This window comes from Stenotrophomonas africana, from assembly GCF_013004645.1.
Lineage (GTDB): Bacteria > Pseudomonadota > Gammaproteobacteria > Xanthomonadales > Xanthomonadaceae > Stenotrophomonas > Stenotrophomonas africana.
Window position 1 is genome coordinate 336066 of sequence record NZ_JABEME010000001.1, and the last position, 17795, is coordinate 353860.

General features: G+C 67.7%; 14 protein-coding genes. 5 read left to right on the forward strand and 9 right to left on the reverse strand.

The features are described 5' to 3' along the window. Window positions 1–31: 31 nt before the first annotated feature. The 3 genes from HLA98_RS01825 to HLA98_RS01835 all read right to left on the reverse strand — a co-directional run bounded on the left by HLA98_RS01825 (window position 32) and on the right by HLA98_RS01835 (window position 6395). Window positions 32–1696 carry a sensor domain-containing diguanylate cyclase gene (locus tag HLA98_RS01825; protein ID WP_049445036.1) on the reverse strand — a complete coding sequence of 555 codons (1665 nt, stop codon included), beginning with the start codon at window positions 1694–1696 and terminating at the stop codon, window positions 32–34. A 110-nt stretch (window positions 1697–1806) separates the two neighbouring features. Continuing rightward, window positions 1807–4230, reverse strand: coding sequence for a putative bifunctional diguanylate cyclase/phosphodiesterase (locus tag HLA98_RS01830; RefSeq protein ID WP_057500162.1), 2424 nt, complete (start codon window positions 4228–4230; stop codon window positions 1807–1809). Between the two features lie 218 nt (window positions 4231–4448). After that, window positions 4449–6395, reverse strand: coding sequence for a DEAD/DEAH box helicase (locus HLA98_RS01835; protein WP_057500163.1), 1947 nt, complete (start codon window positions 6393–6395; stop codon window positions 4449–4451). A 268-nt stretch (window positions 6396–6663) separates the two neighbouring features. Between HLA98_RS01835 and HLA98_RS01840 the strand changes: the two genes are divergently transcribed. Continuing rightward, a complete protein-coding gene (locus HLA98_RS01840; protein WP_012479588.1) occupies window positions 6664–6885 on the forward strand; it encodes an RNA-binding S4 domain-containing protein in 222 nt (73 codons plus the stop codon). A gap of 11 nt (window positions 6886–6896) precedes the next feature. Here HLA98_RS01840 and ubiM read toward each other — a convergent pair whose 3' ends face one another. The 4 genes from ubiM to HLA98_RS01860 form a co-directional block, all read right to left on the reverse strand. Continuing rightward, on the reverse strand, window positions 6897–8075 hold the full coding sequence (ubiM, locus tag HLA98_RS01845) for a 5-demethoxyubiquinol-8 5-hydroxylase UbiM (protein ID WP_057500164.1): 1179 nt from the start codon (window positions 8073–8075) through the stop codon (window positions 6897–6899). 80 nt (window positions 8076–8155) lie between these two features. After that, on the reverse strand, window positions 8156–8545 hold the full coding sequence (locus HLA98_RS01850) for an MAPEG family protein (RefSeq protein WP_057500165.1): 390 nt from the start codon (window positions 8543–8545) through the stop codon (window positions 8156–8158). Between the two features lie 11 nt (window positions 8546–8556). Next, window positions 8557–9102, reverse strand: coding sequence for a DUF4019 domain-containing protein (locus HLA98_RS01855; RefSeq protein WP_049445024.1), 546 nt, complete (start codon window positions 9100–9102; stop codon window positions 8557–8559). A gap of 58 nt (window positions 9103–9160) precedes the next feature. Continuing rightward, window positions 9161–10324 (reverse strand): COG3904 family protein, encoded by a 1164-nt coding sequence (locus tag HLA98_RS01860; RefSeq protein ID WP_057500166.1) that lies wholly within the window; start codon window positions 10322–10324, stop codon window positions 9161–9163. 562 nt (window positions 10325–10886) lie between these two features. Here HLA98_RS01860 and HLA98_RS01865 point away from each other — a divergent pair. The 3 genes from HLA98_RS01865 (at window position 10887) to HLA98_RS01875 (ending at window position 14516) form a co-directional block, all read left to right on the forward strand. Further along, window positions 10887–12365, forward strand: a complete 1479-nt coding sequence (locus HLA98_RS01865) for a DNA-3-methyladenine glycosylase 2 family protein (RefSeq protein WP_057502058.1) — start codon at window positions 10887–10889, stop codon at window positions 12363–12365. Further along, window positions 12362–12853: a methylated-DNA--[protein]-cysteine S-methyltransferase gene (locus HLA98_RS01870; protein ID WP_057502057.1), complete on the forward strand. Its 492-nt coding sequence runs from the start codon at window positions 12362–12364 to the stop codon at window positions 12851–12853. The genes HLA98_RS01865 and HLA98_RS01870 overlap by 4 nt, the downstream gene beginning before the upstream one ends. Before the next feature lie 412 nt (window positions 12854–13265). After that, on the forward strand, window positions 13266–14516 hold the full coding sequence (locus HLA98_RS01875) for an alkaline phosphatase family protein (RefSeq protein WP_057502056.1): 1251 nt from the start codon (window positions 13266–13268) through the stop codon (window positions 14514–14516). 130 nt (window positions 14517–14646) lie between these two features. Here HLA98_RS01875 and HLA98_RS01880 read toward each other — a convergent pair whose 3' ends face one another. Together HLA98_RS01880 and HLA98_RS01885 are read right to left on the reverse strand one after the other, a co-directional pair. Beyond that, window positions 14647–14826: a 30S ribosomal protein THX gene (locus HLA98_RS01880; RefSeq protein ID WP_004150462.1), complete on the reverse strand. Its 180-nt coding sequence runs from the start codon at window positions 14824–14826 to the stop codon at window positions 14647–14649. A 110-nt stretch (window positions 14827–14936) separates the two neighbouring features. Continuing rightward, window positions 14937–15350, reverse strand: a complete 414-nt coding sequence (locus tag HLA98_RS01885) for a MerC domain-containing protein (RefSeq protein ID WP_019338435.1) — start codon at window positions 15348–15350, stop codon at window positions 14937–14939. 136 nt (window positions 15351–15486) lie between these two features. Here HLA98_RS01885 and HLA98_RS01890 point away from each other — a divergent pair, with 136 nt between their 5' ends. Next, window positions 15487–17691, forward strand: a complete 2205-nt coding sequence (locus tag HLA98_RS01890; RefSeq protein WP_057502055.1) for a TonB-dependent receptor — start codon at window positions 15487–15489, stop codon at window positions 17689–17691. Window positions 17692–17795: the final 104 nt, after the last annotated feature.

Below are 17795 nucleotides of genomic sequence, written 5' to 3' on the forward strand. Positions count from 1 at the left end.
CCTATTATCCGGCATCGCCGCCCGCTGCGCCTCATGCCGGGCCGGGCGGATCGAGCTCTTCACCGTCGAACACACGGTTGCGACCCGCGCGCTTGGCCACGTACATGGCGTGGTCGGCCCGCCGCAGCAGTGCCGCCAGGTCATCCTCGCCCGGCCGCCACTGTGCCAGGCCGATGCTGGCGGTCACCTCCAGCCCCGCTACCTGCAGCGCCAGGCCGGCCTCGGTGATGCGCTGGCGAAGGCGGTCCAGCCGCGCCGATGCCGCCTCACGCGGCATGCCCGGCATCAGCAGCAGGAACTCCTCGCCGCCCATCCGCACCACCTCGTCCTGGCTGCGCACCGCCGTGCGCAGAGCCCGCGCGACGGCCACCAGCACCTGGTCGCCGACCGCGTGCCCATGGCGGTCGTTGATGTCCTTGAACAAGTCGATGTCGAGGAAGCCGATCACCAGCGGCCCTCCCTCGCGGTTGACACGCTCCAGATGCCGCCCCAGCTGCTGCAGGCCGGCACGACGGTTGGGCAGGCCGGTCAGGCCATCGGTCTCGGCCAGCTGGCGCAACTCGTCACGTTGCTGGCGCAGGCGGCCAAGCCGCTGGTTCAGGGCGTAGGCCGCCATCATCAACAACCAGGTCACCGCCAGCTGCAGCGCCTCCACCCGGTACTCCAACAGCCACTGCGCACCGCAGGCATCGGCGATGATCAGTGCCAGCATCGGTGCCAGCGCGGCCAGACCCGCCTGCGACCAACGGTCGCCGCGCCAGCGTGCCCATATGCCGACCAGCAGCGCCAGGCCGCACCCGGACAGATAGGACACCTGCAGGCCCTGTGCGACCCAGGCCAGATGCTCCCAGCGCAGCCACGGCACCAGCGCGGCCAGCGCCATCAGGGTCCACAACACCAGCAGCTGGGCCGGGCGCGATCGGGGCAGCACGCGGTCGCCTCCGTTCAGCCGCCACAGCGCCGGTAGCACCAGCGCCTGCGAGGCCGCGGTCAACGACAGCAGCCACCTCGCGCCATGTTCCCCCACCGGCAGCCAGGGTTCCGGGTAACCACTGAGCCCACCGAGGATGGCCTGCCACAGCACCATCACTGTGGTGCCGGCGACATAGACCAGGAAGCTGCGATCGCGCGTGGTCAGGAAGGCCATCAACGCCGACAGCGCCAGTGCGATCGCCACGGCGATGCAGGCGGCACGCATCAGCAGTCGGGCGGTGTCGTTCTGCTGCACCGGGCTGGGCGCGCCCAGCCGCAGGGTCGGTACCCAACGTGCCTTCAGCGGTGTCTGCCAAGAGACCAGGAACGGCTCATGGCTGCCGGCCGGTGGTACCGCCACCAGGCCGATGCCGGCCCGGAAACGTGAATCGCGGGTGCGCGCGTCGTGCATGTTGCCGCAGATCTCGCGGTCACCGTGCTGCACCCGGACTTCACCGGCAAACACGTTGAACACGTCCAGCGCCTGTGGCTGGCCCGACCAGCCTTCCGGCGGAGCCGGTACCAGCACGTGCTGGCGGGAGCCGGACAGCATCTGCGGCGTGCATGCCCGATGTGGCGTTGGTTCGTCGGTGGCGCCTCCCACCAGCAGATAATCGCGGCCCGACACGGCCACGGCGCCCTGAAGCGGCCACGGCATCGCCAACCACGCCAGCAGTACGACCAGCACCGCCCCTGTTCCGTACTGCCACTGCCTGCCGCCCACGCCACATCCTGTTGTCGCTTACGCCCGCGCCCACTGCACGTCGCCCCTGGCGCGCATTATCGCAGCCGGACGTGCGCCGCAGGTGTAGACCAAAGTCGCCGCCGCGCCGTTCAGCCCGCCGCCGGCGGCCCCTTCACCGCGACCAGCCGCACCGGGCGCAGATCGGCCAGGGTCATCCGCTCCAGCGGCTGCGGGCGCTCGATCGCATAGCCCTGCAGGCCCTGTACGCCGAGGCGGGTCAGTGCCCCGGCCACCTCCGTGGTCTCCACCCACTCGGCCACCACTTCCATCTGCAGCTCGCGCCCGAGCTCGCTGATCGCACGCACCGTGGCGTGGCTGACAGGGTCGGTATCCATGTCGCGCACGAAGGCACCGTCGATCTTCAGGATGTCCGCCGGCAGCTGGCGCAGGTAGCCGAAGGAAGACAGACCAGAGCCGAAGTCATCCAGCGCCATCCGGCACCCCCGTGCCTTCACCGCATCGATGAAAGCGCGGGCCTGGCTGAGGTTGCTGATCGCCGCGGTCTCGGTGATCTCGAAGCACAACTTGGAGGCCAGCGCGCGGTTGCGCTCGAGAAGGTCGCAGACGAAGGCGAGGAATCCCGGCTCGGCGATCGACTGCGCGGACACGTTGACGTTGCACAGGCCCAGCTGCCGCACGTGTGCCGGACACACCTGCAGGTGGCGGAACAGCAGCCCGAGCACATGACGATCCAGCGCCACCGCCATGCCATAGCGCTCCACCGCGGGCATGAACTGGCCGGGCAGATGCAGGCTGCCATCGGTACCACGCATGCGCACCAGCACCTCGTAATGCAGGTAGGACGGATCACCCACGCGGGCGATGCGCTGTGCATACAGCACCATGCGGTTCTCGGCCATCGCCAGGCTGACGCCCTGCAGGCGCTCGGCCTCCTGCCGCCGTTCTTCCAGCGCCATGCGGTTTTCGTTGAAGCAGTGCACGCGGTTGCGCCCGGCCTGCTTGGCTGCATAACAGGCGCTGTCGGCGGCACTCATCAACCAGTTCACGTCCGGCGCATCGGCACTGACTTCCACCACGCCGATGCTGCAGCTCAGCTGCGGACTGCCCTCGCTGATCGGGAAGGTGGCCTGGCCCAGGTTGCGGATCACCCGCTGCAGCACGCGCTTGGCCTCGTCCTGCCCGGCATGGGCGAGAAACACCGCGAACTCGTCGGCGCCAAGCCGGCCGACCCAGTCGCCGTCACGTACCGCAGCCACCAGATAGTCGGCGAAACTGCGCAGCATCTGATCACCGGCGGCGTGGCCGAAGCTGTCGTTGACCAGCTTGAAGTGGTCCAGGTTGATGTAGCACAGCGAATGCGTGCCGCCCTCGCTGCGCACCTGCAGCAGCGAACGTTCCAGCAGCCGCTCGATCTCGCGACGGTTGATCAGGCCGGTCAGCGGATCGTGGCTGGCGTGATGCTCGATCTCACGTGCCAATGCATGGTTCTGGCTGACATCCTCGATGATCGCAAACACCGACAGGCCACCTCCCGCGCTGCGCACGCCGGTGCCACTCCAGCGCCCCCACACCAGGCTGCCATCGCGGCGGCAGAAGCGCAGTTCACTCGGCCGCAGCTGCCGGTCCCAGTCGATGCGGCCGACGCCATCGATGACCAGTTCGCCTTCCATCAAAAGATCGCCGAGCGACATCTGCAGCAGCACGTCGCGTCGGTAGTCGAGGATATCGGCCATCGCCTGGTTGGCTTCGATCACCTTGCCTTCGGTGTCGAGCTTGAGCATGCCGACGTTGGCCTGGTAGAAGGCGGCGCGGAAGCGGCTTTCGTGCTCGGTCAGATCCTTGCCGACGCGACGCGCAAGGGCCACCGCCATCAGGCTGATCGCCAACACCGACAGGCCACCGACCATCAGCGTCGCGATCCGCACCATCGTGGCCATGCGCAGCAACGCTTGCGAAAATGCCTGCGCCTGCACCTGCAGCCGCCGGTCCAGATCACGCAGCTGTTGCAGGTAGCGATCACGGACAGGCGCAGGCAAAGCGCCTTCGCCATGCCGCAGCTGCAGCTCGTCGACCAGGCGCTGCACCGCCATCAGGTCACCATCGGTCTGCCGCCACAAGGCGGTCGCCTCGCGGAACGCACCGATGTCACGTGCATGGCGGAAGGAGAACACCAGCCGTGGAATGTCGGCGCGTGCGTTGCCGCCCTGCAGGAAACCCTGCCTGGCTTTGGCTTCATCCGGCTCGGCCTGTTCCAGCGCCAACCGCGCCTGCAGATCGCCCAATGGCACCTGCAGGGCCTGGCGTGCGTCGTCCAGGTCCTGGGCATCCCGCCGCGCCAGGTAGCGGCTGAGCGCAGCGGTGGCTTCCTGCTGACCACGCGACCAGTAGCCCTGGCCGGCGATCCAGGCGGTGGAGGCCGCCTGCAGTTCCTGGATCAGGGCGGACAGTGCGACCAGTCCGATCGCCATGCCCGTCAACAACGCGAATCGCAGTCCCAGCCCACGGGTCATCGGTACCCGCCGGCCCTGCTGGTCCGTGCCACTTCTACCCATCCCGGATCCCCCCGAATGTGCTGCGGTGACAACCTACCTTGGAACCCGGCCAGCCTAGGACCGGCCATGTGTGGGCCATGCGAAAAAGGGGACGGAGGGGATTAAGTCGTTTTCGGCATAAGCGCGTGGCCTGCCATTTACGACTTAATCCCCTCCGTCCCCTTTATCTGTACGCCAGCCCGGAGGCTGGCGTTGTTGCAGACGGCTGAGGGTGCGGCTTAGAAGCTACGCGGGCCGCGCGGCTTGAAGCCGTCACGACGCGGCGGGCGGCTGTCGCGGTCACCGCCGCGGTCGCCACCATGGCCACCCGGACCACCCGGGCCGCCACGACGCGGGCCACTCGGACCACCCGGACCGCGCTTGTCAAAGCGCGGCTTGAACGGACGCGGGGCCGGGTTGGTGTCTTCACCCGGGGCCAGCGCGCGCATCTGCAGCTGCTGGCCCGACACCCAGACCTTCTGCAGGTGCGACAGCACGTCCGACGGCATCTGCGCCGGCAGGTCCAGCAGCGAGAAGTCGTCGTGGATGTCGATGCGGCCGATGAAGCGGCTTTCCAGGCCGGCTTCGTTGGCGATGGCGCCGACGATGTTGGCCGGCTTCACGCCATGCTGGTGGCCTACCGAAATACGGTAGGTCTCCATGCCCTGCTCCGGCGCACCGCGCGGCGGAACCTCACGGCGCGGACGCTGCTCGAAACCACCTTCGGCGTCATCGCGACGCGGGCCACGCTCGAAGCGCGGACCACGCTCGTTGCGGTCGAAGCGATCACCACGCTCCGGACGGTCACCACGGTCGAAGCGTTCGCGCGGCGCGCGCTCTTCACGCGGGGCACGCACCGGCGGCTGCAGCAGGAACGGGGTATCACCCTGCAGCATCTTGGCCAGCGCGGCGGCCACTTCGATGGCCGGCACGTTCTGCTCGCTCTCGAAGCGCTCCAGCAGCTGGCGGTAGAAGTCCAGTCCACCGGCGCCGAGCGTCTCGGTGATGCGCGTGGTGAACTTGTTGATGCGGTTGTCGTTGACCGCTTCCACGCTCGGCAGCTGCATCTCTTCGATCGGCTGGCGGGTGGCGCGTTCGATCTGGCGCAGCATGCCCTTCTCGCGCGGGGTGGCGAACAGGATCGCCTCGCCGCTGCGGCCAGCACGGCCGGTACGGCCGATGCGGTGCACGTAGCTTTCAGTGTCATACGGAATGTCGTAGTTCAGCACGTGGCTGATGCGCTCCACGTCCAGGCCGCGGGCAGCCACGTCGGTGGCGACCAGGATGTCCAGCTTGCCTTCCTTCAGCATGGCGATGGTGCGCTCACGCTGGGCCTGCTGCATGTCACCGTTGATGGCGGCAGCGGCCAGGCCACGGGCCTGCAGCTTGCTGGCCAGTTCTTCGGTGCCGGCCTTGGTACGCGCGAAGATGATCATCGCGTCGAACGGCTCGACTTCCAGGATGCGGGTCAGCGCGTCCAGCTTGTGCATGCCGCTCACCCACCAGTAGCGCTGGCGGATGTTGGCCGAAGTGGTGGTCTTGGCCTGGATGGTGACCTCGACCGGATCCTGCAGGTAGGTCTGCGCGATGCGACGGATCTGCGGCGGCATGGTGGCCGAGAACAGGGCCACCTGGCGCTGCTCCGGCAGCTTCTTCAGCACGGCTTCGACGTCGTCGATGAAGCCCATGCGCAGCATTTCATCGGCTTCGTCCAGCACCAGCGTCTTCAGCTCGGACAGGTCCAGGGTGCTGCGGTCCAGGTGATCGATCACGCGGCCGGGGGTACCGACCACGATGTGCACGCCACGGCGCAGGGCCGACAGCTGCTGGCCGTACGGCTGGCCGCCGTACACCGGCAGCACACGGAAGCCCGGGATCTTCGACGAATAGGACTGGAACGCCTCGGCGACCTGGATGGCCAGCTCGCGGGTCGGTGCCAGGATCAGGGCCTGCGGCTTGATCTGCTGCAGGTCGATGTTGGACAGTACCGGCAGCGCGAACGCTGCGGTCTTGCCGGTGCCGGTCTGGGCCTGGCCCAGCACATCGCGGCCTTCCAGCATCGCCGGGATGGTGGCGGCCTGGATCGGCGACGGAGTTTCGTAGCCGATGGCGGTGACTGCCTGCATGACAGGCTCGGACAGGCCGAGCTGCGCGAACTGCAGCGGCGCTTGGGATTCTTGGGACATGGGGAACTCCAAAGACACTGCCGTCTTCCTGGCAGTGCGATAAAAAAAGGTGATGGTCCGCGCTTTGGGCGCCCTTCTTATCGCGTGCCCTGGCGCTGCTCGGTCGGAGGAGATTTCACTCGCTCAGAGCGGAATCATACCGCATTGATCCTGAACGAGGCATACAGCTTTCCGGACGCGTGCTGTCAGGCCCCGCGCTGGCGCACAATACGCGGCCTCTTCCGGCACGGCCATTGGCCTGCGCCCCCTCTCCCAGGAACCCCGCTCCATGCAGATTCTCGAATTCGACCTCGACGGCGACTACGTCGAACTCAAGCAGCTGCTCAAGCTGGCTGACCTGGTCACCAGTGGCGGCGAAGCCAAGATGGTCATCAGTGACGGCCAGGTGCGGGTCGACGGCGAAGTCGAACTGCGCAAGGCCTGCAAGATCCGCGCAGGCCAGGTAGTCGAATTCGCCGACAGCCAGATCCGCGTGCTGGCCGCCGGCTGATCTGAATCTGTTCAGGCCACGCGCTGGGTCAGGTGCGAGGCAATCAGCTGCCTGAACGGTGCCACGCCCTGCGCCAGGCGCAGGCCGGCCGCCCGCAGCAGCCGCGCCAGACCGCGATCGTCGGTGTACAGGCTGGCGATCGCATTGGTGGCTTCGTACAAAGGACGCGATGCCAGCCGATGACCGCGCTGATAGCTGGCCAGCATGCCGGCCGCGGCGATGTCGGCACCGCGGCGCTGCTGCTCGACGATGCCCTGCGCCAGCCGCTGTGCGCTGGCCAGTCCCAGGTTGAAGCCATGCGCGGTGACCGGGTGCATGCCGACGGCGGCATCGCCGATCAGCGCCGAACGCTCGCCGACAAAACGGTGCGCATACACACCCACCAGCGGATACGCCTGTGGCGTGGCCACTGGCTGCATGCGGCCCAAGCGGTGTTCGAAGCAACCGCTGATGGCTTCACCGAAGGCCACCTCATCCATCGCCAGCAGTTCTTCAATCTGCCGCGGCGGCAGCGTGATCACTGCTGATGCCTGGCCCTCGTTGAGCGGCAGCAACGCCATGGTGCGGCCGTAGCCGAACCATTCCCAGGCAGTGTGGTGATGGTCGCGCTCGACCTGCATGCGGCACACCAGCATGGACTTGCCGAAGTCACGCATCTGCGCACCGATGCCAAGCATGCGGCGGGTGGCGGAGAAGCGACTGTCAGCGGCCACCAGCAGCCGCGCATGAAGTTGGCTGCCGTCATCAAGTTTGACCACGTGGCCCTGCGCATCGGCCTGCACGCCCTGCACCTTGCGCCCGTCGAACAGTTCCAGGCCGTCCTGGTCCTGCACGGCATCCCATGCAGCACGGCGGATCAGATGGTTGGGTACCAGCCAGCCCAGCGGCTGGCCATCGACCTGGCTGCTGGCGAAGGTCAGCGCGAACGGCGAGCCGCCGTTCATCACCTTGGCATCGCGCAGCTCAGCGACTTCGGCCTGCGGCAGGCGCTGCCACAACCCCAGTTGCTCCATGCTCTGCCGCGAGGCATGGGTCAGCGCGATCTCGCGGCCATCGAAGGCGGCTTCGGCCAAGGCCTGGCGCGGCTGCACTTCCACCAGCCCGACCTGCAGGCCGCTGCCGGCCAGCGCGCGCGCGAAGCACAGACCCGCCGGTCCGGCGCCGACCACCACCACGTCCATCCTGCGCATGCGCGCCTCCCGCCGTTGATTCAGTCCGGGCCAGCATAGCGCCGCGCACCTGACCGGCCTTGATCTGGATCAGGCCCGGGTCACAACAGCGCGAACACCATCGCCAGGATCGACAGCAGCGACACCAGCCACACCAGGCTGCGCACGTAGGGCACGCCTGCGGCGTACAGGGGCAGATAGACCACACGCGCCCAGAAGTAGGCCTGCGTCGCCAGTGCAGTGGTGTCGTTGCCGCGACCGGCCACGACCACCGCGATGGCGGCGGCGGCGAAGAACGGGAACGTCTCCAGGAAGTTGGCCTGCGCACGCTGCAGGCGACCGGCCAGCGCGCTGACCGGCTTTGCATCGCCATCGCGTGCCGAGGCATTCCACTTCATCCCGCGCTCGCGGGTGACCACGGTCGAGGTGGCGAAGATGTAGACGAAGCCCAGCAATACCGACCAGGCCAGCATCGTCAGTTCAGTTGCCATCGTTCATCTCCTCAGGGTGCCGACGCACGCAGGCTGTAGCCGGCCAGGCGCCACACCTTGTCCTCGTCGAATCGGAACGAGACCAGCTCGCGCACCGGCTGTGCGCTGTTGGCGAAACGGGTCGGGAAACTGACGTTGATGTACAGCCCTTCCGGCACCGCGGCACCGGCGCTGTACTTGACCCGGGTGATGGTCGGCTGGCCGCGGCCGGCCAGCGCACCCAGGCGCGTGCGCTCGGTGGTCAACTGGCTGACGAAGGCGGCCTTTGGTACTGCGCGGCGCGCCACGGCCGAAGCGCCATCCCACAATTCGCCGGCGCGGTTGGCATCAACCAGCTGCGCCGCCTTCACTGCAGCCGCGCCCATTTCCGCATCCTGTTTCTGCACCTGCGCCTGCTGCGCGGCGGTCAACGCCGGAGCGCCGGCCGTGGCCGGTTTCGCAGCCGCCGGCGAGGCCGGGGCCGGGCGCGCGGGTGCCGGGGCGGGCGTGGCCGGCGCAGGTGCCTGCGCCAATGCGGTCAGGGGCAGCAGGGACAGCAGCAGGAGCACGCGCTTCATGGACACCACCGGTCTTCTGGAGAGAACTGCAGTCTACGCCAGCACGGTGACTACGCTGTCAGCGTGCCAGAGCGTTGCCCTCCACCGCTGCCGCATCGGCCTGCGCGGCGGGCGCGGCGGTGTTCACTGGCGCCTGCTCGGCCACCGGCGGCGGCTCCGACGGTGCCGGTGGCAGCGTTGCCACATCGATCTCCGAAAGCGGGCTTTCTTCCGGGCATACCGCATCCGGGAAGCCGAAGCGCTGCTTCAGTGCCTGGCCGCAGCTGTTGATCGATTCCATGTCGGCGCCTTCGCGCTTGCACTGCTGGTCGAAGGCGATCAGGAACGCGTCCTTGCGCTGCACGAAGTCATCGCCACAGGCGCGCATCTGCTTGATCCGTTCCAGATCGTCCTGCACCGCATTGGTGCCATCCAGGCCGTACTGGCGCAGCTCGTCCGGGGTGAGCAGGCGCAGGCTGCGGTTGGGCACGGTCATCATCAGGTCGGCCACGCCCACCGCCACGCCGTTGCGCTGCAGATAGTCCTTCACGTTGTCGTAGACCTCGTGCAGCTCGCGGTTGAGTTCCGCGCGTGAGGTGGCCTTGGAGCTGATGCGCATCATGCGGTGGATGCCGACCTTGCCCGACAGCAGGCGGTTGTCACCGGCGGCCAGCACGAACACGCAGGCGCTGTGGCAGATCGAGCCTTCGCGCACCCAGATGGTCCAGCCGGACTCACCGATGCTGTCACCGGCGACGATCGCCGATTCCACCTGGCCGCCGCTGGAATCCAGATCGAGGATGCGCTTGTGGATCTTCTGCTGGTCGGCGACCACCGCCAACCGCCACATCATCTCGGCGAAGCCCGGATTGATCTTGCCGGCGTAGCGCACGCGCATCAGGCCGCGCTCGGCACACGGCGCCAGCGCCTGGGTGATCTGCTCGCGCTGCAGGCCTTCCAGTTCGACACCGTCGCCGGCATCGCCCGCATATTCCGTGCTGCAGCTGACCCAGGCGCGGCCATTCTCCAGCTGCGCCTGCGGCCACGGCCGATCCGCCCGGCTGCGCGGCGGCACCGGTGGTGGCGGTGCGTCGGCGGCATTGATCGACACCATGTTCTCGCCATCGCTGGCCGGCGCCCGCGCCGCCTTGTCGGCAGCCGTCACATTGCCCGGATTCTCCAGCTGACTGCAGCCCGCCAGGGCCAGGCACAACAAGGGCAACCAGCGGAGTTTGGCGGACATCGGGCAACCAGTCTTCACGTGAGCAAGAACCACAGTCTACCCGTCCGGGGCACGCATTCAGCGCGTGGCACTGAACCCCTTCTGACCCTTGGGAAAAGCGTGTCGACCAAGGTCGACACCCACCAACAGCAGCGCAGAACGCCCGCAAGACAGGTCGCAGGAACCTCTCGAAGGCGGGATGGGTCCGGTTGCAGGGGCGTGAGCGCCATGGGCCCGAGGCATGCCTCGGGCGGGTTGGGCAGGACGCCCAACCCCGGTCTTGCCGTGTGCGCAGGACAGCGCACACGAGCAAGCGGCGACCGAGCTTACAAGGGTGAGGGCGCTTTGTTTGCGAAGCACTGCTTCGCAAGCGCCCGAACGCCCAGCCGCCAGCGGCTGGGCCGGGCCCCGGAGGGGGACTTGCAGCGTCCCCTGCAACCGGACCCACCCCGCCCTCCCCCAGGAAGCCCGCTGTTGTTGCTCTGGCCTCGGCGGGTGCAGGGCGCAGACCTGCCCAACCCCCTTCAGTATCCATGTCCGAATGTGGCGAGTATCGCCGTCGCCAGAGGCCTAGACTGGCGCCATGGACACCGCCCTCGCCCTCGACACCGCCGCCTGCGACCGCGCCCGCCTCGCCCGCGACGCACGCTTCGACGGCGTGTTCTTCACCGCCGTGCGCAGCACCGGCATCTATTGCCGCCCGGTGTGCCCGGCACCGCCACCGAAGCCGCGCAACATCACCTACTACCCGACCGCCGCTGCGGCCGCCGCCGCCGGCTACCGCCCGTGCCTGCGCTGCCGTCCCGAACTGGCACCGCAGGCCCAGCAGGCACTGGCCGGGCAGACCGTGCAGCGCGCCCTCGCGCTGATCCATGGCGGTTTCCTGCAGGACCAGCCGGTAGCCGATCTCGCAGAGAAGATCGGCCTCAGCGCGCGCCAACTGCAGCGCCTGTTCGTTGAACATCTGGGCGCGACGCCGGGACAGATCCATGCCACCCATCGCCTGCTGCTGGCCAAGCAGCTGCTGACCGAGACCACGCTGCCGGTGACCGATGTTGCGCTGGCCGCCGGCTACAACAGCCTGCGTCGTTTCAATACCGCGTTCCTGCAGGGCTGCGGCATGGCACCAACCGCGCTGCGTCGCCAGCACCAGCCGCTGGCCGCCGATGACGGCTGCCTGGTACTGCGTCTGGTGTACCGCCCACCGTTGGATTTCCCGCGCATGCTGGCCTTCCTGCGCAAGCGCAGCCTGCCCGGCATCGAACTGATCGGCGAAGACAGCTACCAGCGCGTGCTCGGCACGCCGGAGCGCCCCACCCTGCTGCGCGTCACCGCCGACCCGAAGCGCCCAGAGCTGCGCCTGCAGCTGGGCGCGGTGGATCCGCGCCTGATTCCGGACATCGTGCGCCGCGTGCGTCGCGTATTCGATCTGGACGCCGACCTGCAGCAGGTGCACGCCGCGCTGGGCGAAGAACCCTTGCTGGCGCGTGGCATCGCCGAACGCCCCGGGCTGCGCGTGCCTGGCGGCTGGGATGGTTTCGAGGTCGGCGTACGCGCCGTGCTCGGACAGCAGGTCAGCGTGGCCGCGGCCACCACCTTCGCGCGGCGCCTGGTCGATGCCTATGGCGCACACTTGCCGGGCATGCCATCGGAATTCGATCGCCAGTTCCCCGCGCCCGAGGTGCTGGCTGAGGCGCCGCTGGAATCGATCGGCCTGCCGCGCAGCCGCGCCGCCACCGTGCGTGCGCTGGCCGCTGCCTGTGCCAGTGGCGAGCTCGACTTCGGTCCCGGCCAGGCGCTGGAAGAATTCGTAGCGCGCTGCGTGGCACTGCCCGGCATCGGCCCGTGGACCGCGCAGTACATCGCCCTGCGCGGACTCGGCCAGCCCGATGCATTCCCCGCCGGCGATCTTGTGCTGCAGCAGGTGCTCGGCCACGCGCAAGGCCAGCGCCTGAGCGAACGCGCGACCGAAGCACGCTCGCAGCCCTGGCGGCCGTGGCGCGCGTATGCCGTGCTGCACCTGTGGCACTTGTCCGGCACTTTCGTTGGAGAACCGACATGACCCTGTTGTTTGATCGTTTCGACAGCCCGATCGGCGTACTGACCATTGCCGGTGACGAACGTGGCCTGTCACACGTGCTTTTCCCCGAAAACCGCCATCCGGCACGCGGACGCGATGACTGGCACTACGCACCGGATGCGCTGCCGGAAGCGCGCGAACAGCTGCTGCAGTTCCTGCACGGCGAACGCAGCAGCTTCGACCTTGAACTGACGCCACGCGGCACGCCGTTCCAGCTGCGGGTGTGGCGGGCGCTGGCACTGATTCCGTTCGGCCAGACCTGGAGTTACCTGCAGCTGGCGCAGCACCTCGGCCAGCCCAGTGCGACCCGCGCGGTCGGTGCCGCGAACGGCCGCAACCCGCTGCCGATCATCCTGCCCTGCCATCGCGTGATCGGCAGCAATGGAGCGCTGACCGGATTCGGCGGTGGGCTGGAAACCAAGGCTGCGCTGCTGCGACTGGAACAACGCCAGGCCCCGCTGTTCGCTTGAGAGGGCTGGCCGGGCTGCGCCCGGCACCCGCAGAGGCTAGAGCAACAGCAACAGCGGGCTTCCTGCGGGGAGGCAGGGTGGGTCCAGTTGCAGGGGACGCTGCAAGTACGTCCCTGTAAGCTCGGTCGCGCCATCCATGGCGCTCACGCCCCTGCAACCGGACCCACCCCGCCTTCGACAGGTTCCGGCGATCTGTCCGAACGTCATTCTGCGCAACTGTTGGAGGTGTCGACCTTGGTCGACACGGTAGATCCACGCCATGCGTGGATGGAAGCAGCAGGGACATGAAAAGCCCCCGTCTTGTTGAAGGGCGCGCACCGACAGGTGCGGGGACAAGGAAAAATGCGCGGACTCGGCGCGCGATAGCGCGCCGTGTCTTGGGCGCGTCATTGCACGGGCTTATCATGCGTGGATGACTTCTGTACGCCTGACCTGCGCGCTGGCGCTGCTGCTGCCATTGGCCGCCTGCACCACCGCGCCCGCCCCTTCCGCCTCCGTTCCCACACCCGTCGCTGCGGCCACGCCGCAGAAGCTGCTGCTGATCTCCATCGACGGCCTGCGTGCCGACGCGCTGGACCGCGGCCTGACCCCGAACCTGCAGCGACTGATCGACGGCGGCGTGCGTGCGCGCTGGATGACCCCGTCCTATCCATCACTGACCTTCCCCAACCATTACACCATCGTCACCGGCCTGCGCCCGGACCACCACGGCATCGTCAACAACAGCATGGACGACGAAGCACTGGGCCGGTTCGAGCTGAGCAACCGCGACGCGGTCACTACCAGCGGCTGGTGGGGCGGCGAACCGATCTGGGTCGGCGCCGAGAACGCCGGCGTGCGTTCGGCTACCACGTCATGGCCGGGTAGTGAATCGGAGATCCGCGGCGTACGCCCCAGCCAGTGGCGCGTTTACGACGGCAAGGAGCCGCTGGAGCAGCGCGCCGGCATCGTGCTCGACTGGCTTGCACAGACCGACGCCGATGCACCGCGTCTCACCACCCTGTACATGGAACACGTGGACAAGGCCGGCCACAACTACGGGCCCGAGTCGAAGCAGTATGCCGACGCCATCGTGCGCGCCGACCAGATCGTCGGCCAGGTGCTCGATGGGCTGCAGCAGCGCGGCCTGGCCGCGACCACCAACGTGATCGTGGTCTCTGACCATGGCATGGCCAGCGTCCCGGTCGGCCAAGTGATCTCCACTGAATCGATGGCCGATCCGGCCATCGCGCGCAATGTCAGCCAGGGCCAGTCGGTGGGTTTTGCGCCGGTCGCCGGCCGCGAGGCGGAAGCCGAACGCGCCCTGCTCGGACGCCACGGGCACTACGAGTGCTGGAAGAAGGAGAACCTGCCGGCGCGCTGGCACTACGGCACGCATCCGCGGGTTCCGGCCATCGTCTGCGCCATGGACGAAGGCTGGGATGCCCTGCATCAGGAGAAAATCGCCAAACGCGACCATCAGGACCGCGGCTCGCATGGCTACGACAATGCCCTGCCCTCCATGCGCGCGGTGTTTGTGGCCGGCGGCCCGTCGTTCCGCCAGGGCCTGGTGATCGATGGCTTCGACAATGTCGACGTCTACCCGCTGCTGGCGCACCTGCTGCAGGTGCCGGCCGCGCCGAACGACGGCAATCCGGAAACGCTGAAGAAGACCCTGCGCTGACTTCCCTGTAGAGCCGAGCCCATGCTCGGCTGCATTGCGCCAGCCGAGCATGGGCTCGGCTCTACAACAACGTGCATAAAAAAACGCGGCGCCAGGTGCCGCGTTTTTCGTTGAACCGGTCTGGGCCGGATCAGGCCTTGGCGACAGCCTTCTTCGCCACAGCCTTCTTCGCCGGAGCCTTGGCCACGGTCTTCTTGGCAACCGGAGCGGCGGCGCCTACGGCGACCTTGCTGGCGGTGTGCGAACGGGCGTTGCCGTAGCTGGCGTTGTAGCGCTTGCCCTTGGCGGTCTTGCGGTCACCCTTACCCATGTCTTCAACTCCTCAAATGTGAAATCTGGTTACCCCGTACTGACACGGGTTCGACGGGGCCGCCTTGCTGGGCGCCCCCGCGCACGATCGAAAATCCTATCACGGAGCGCCTAGTGCGCGCAGCTGGCGTCGTGCACGTGACCGTGGTTGAGGCGCAGGTTGACCAGGTGGGCCACCCCCACCAGCAGGCCGCCGACGGTCATCACCACCGCGTGCGGCACCGCATTATGGTGCAACGGGTCGTACAGCACGCCGGCCCACAATGCGACCAGGCCGGGAATCAGGAAGCCCAGCGCACGCAGCGCACCGTGCCGGCGGTAGCCCCAGACCAGGCTGAACAGCCCCAGCAGGGTGACGAACACCACCAACGCCTGTTCCACCCCATCGCTCAGCCAGAACGACAGCCCCAACGAAGGCGCTGCGGCCAGCAGTACCGGGATCACCGCGCAGTGCACCGCGCACAGCATCGAACCAGTAGCGCCGAAACGGTCGAGCAGGTGGCGCAGGCGTGAGGACAGGGACATGACTTCCAGCAGGGTCGGCGAATCGTTATGGAATAATATAACATCCCTCTCCGACCCGCACGGTTTCCCCTCCCCCTGTCCCATCGACGGGATTCGTGCGCCCCGTGATTGATACATTGTAACAAAGGACCCGTCCATGCCCGCCCACACCCCACGGCTCAAGCCGCATTCCCTGGCCCTGGCCCTCGCTGCCCTGCTGCCGTCCGTCGCCTTTGCAGCCGGCCAGGACACCTCCCATCGTGACCGCCACCTGACCGAGCTGTCGTCGGTGCAGGTCACCGCGTCGCCGCTGCAGGGTGATGCCGAATCGCTGGCACGCCCGGTGGAGGTTCTGGCCGGTGAACGCCTGGACGAGCAGAAGGCCGGCACCCTCGGCGATACCGTGGCCAAGCTGCCCGGCGTGCAGAGCACCTTCTTCGGTCCCGGCGTCGGCCGCCCGATCATCCGCGGCCAGGAAGGCCCACGCGTGGCCGTGCTGTCCAACGGCATGGGCAACATGGATGCCTCCACGGTCAGCGCCGACCACGCCACCAGCATCGAGCCGTTCCTGGCCGACCAGATCGAAGTGCTGAAGGGCCCGGCCACGCTGCTGTTCGGCAGCGGCGCCATCGGTGGCGCGGTCAACGTGGTGGATGGCCGCATCGCCCGCGAACTGCCGGAGCGTCCGCTCAGCGGCCGCGCCGAACTGCGCGGCAACTCGGTGAACAACGAACGCAGCGGCATGTTCCGCCTCGACGGCGTCAGCGGCAATGTCGTGCTGCACGTGGATGGCCTGGTCCGCAATGGCGATGACTACCGCATCCCCGGCTATGCAGTGATCGACAGCCTTGAAGATCATCATGACCACGATCACGACCATGATGCGGCCGAGGGCGAAGAACCGCGCCGCGGTCGCCTGGACAACAGCTCGATCCGCACCCGCGCCGGCGGCGTAGGCGCAACCTGGCTGGGCGACGGCGGCTACTTCGGCGTATCGGCCAGCACCTACCGCACCAACTACGGCATTCCCAATGGCGCGCACGTGCACGCCGATGGTGATGATCATGGCCATGACCACGGGCACGACCATGGCGATGAAGAAGAAGGCGGCGACGAGCATGACGTGCGCATCGACATGGTGCAGAACCGCTTCGAGACCAAGGCCGGCATCTACGACCCGGTCTCGTTCCTGAAGAACGTCAACGCGCGCGTGGCCTACACCGACTACGAACACGTGGAGCTGGAAGCAGGCACACCGTCCACCCGTTTCACCAACCGCGGCATCGAGGCACGCCTGGAAGCGGTGCAGCAGCAGATCGGCGGCTGGGACGGCGCGTTCGGCCTGCAGTTCGGCAACAGTGATTTCGGAGCCAAGGGCGAAGAGGCGTTCGTTCCGGATACCGGCACCAGGAACATCGGCCTGTTCGTGCTGCAGGAAAAGCAGTTCGGTCCGTTCAAGCTGGAACTGGGCGGCCGCCACGACCAGGTCAAGCTGGACCCGACCGGTGACTATCGCCGCCGCACGTTTGGTGCCACCAACCTGTCTGCTGCCGGCATCTGGAAGCTCAACGATGCCGTTGACCTGCGCATCGGCGTTGACAGCTCAGAGCGTGCACCGACCAACGAAGAGCTGTATGCCGCCGGCGCGCACATCGCTACCCGCTCGCTGGAAATCGGCGACGCCAACCTGAAGACCGAGCGCGGCCAGCGCGTGGAACTGGGTATCCACACCCACAGCGAGCGCCTGGACTTCTCCGCGTCGGTCTACCAGACCAAGTTCAAGGACTTCATCTACCTGGCCGACACCGGCATCACCGAGGGCCTTCCGGTGCGCACCTGGACGCAGCAGGACGCGGTGTTCCGCGGCGCCGAAGCCGAAGCGCTGGTGCACCTGTTCGAAGGCGGCGCCGGTGACTGGGATCTGCGCCTGTTCGGCGACTACGTGAAGGCCAAGCTGGATGGCAGCGGCAGCCGTAACCTGGACATCGCCGTGCCGCATGGCGACCACAACCACAACTACAGCGTGGAGCTGGCCAATACCGGCTACCTGCCGCGCATCGCCCCGGCCCGCGTCGGCGCCGACCTGCGCTGGTCGAAGGACGGCTGGCGCGCCTCGGTCGGTGCAGTGCGTTACAGCCGCCAGAAGGACGTCGCCCAGAACGAAGCACCAAGCGACGGCTACACCCTGGTCGACGCGCACCTGGCCTACCGCTGGGACCGCAACGCGAGCAACAGCTACGAGGTGTTCCTGGATGGCAGCAACCTGACCAACCGCGAAGTGCGCCCGCATACCTCGCTGCTGCGCGACTACTCGCCGCTGCCGGGCCGTGGTGTCGCATTCGGCATCCGCGCGTTCTTCTGATCGCGCACCGGTGCCGGATTCCATTCCGCAGTAAAGGGATCCGATCCCGCACCACCCCACGGGGGCCTTAGGGCCCCCGTTTTCGTTCTGGCCGATTCCATCAC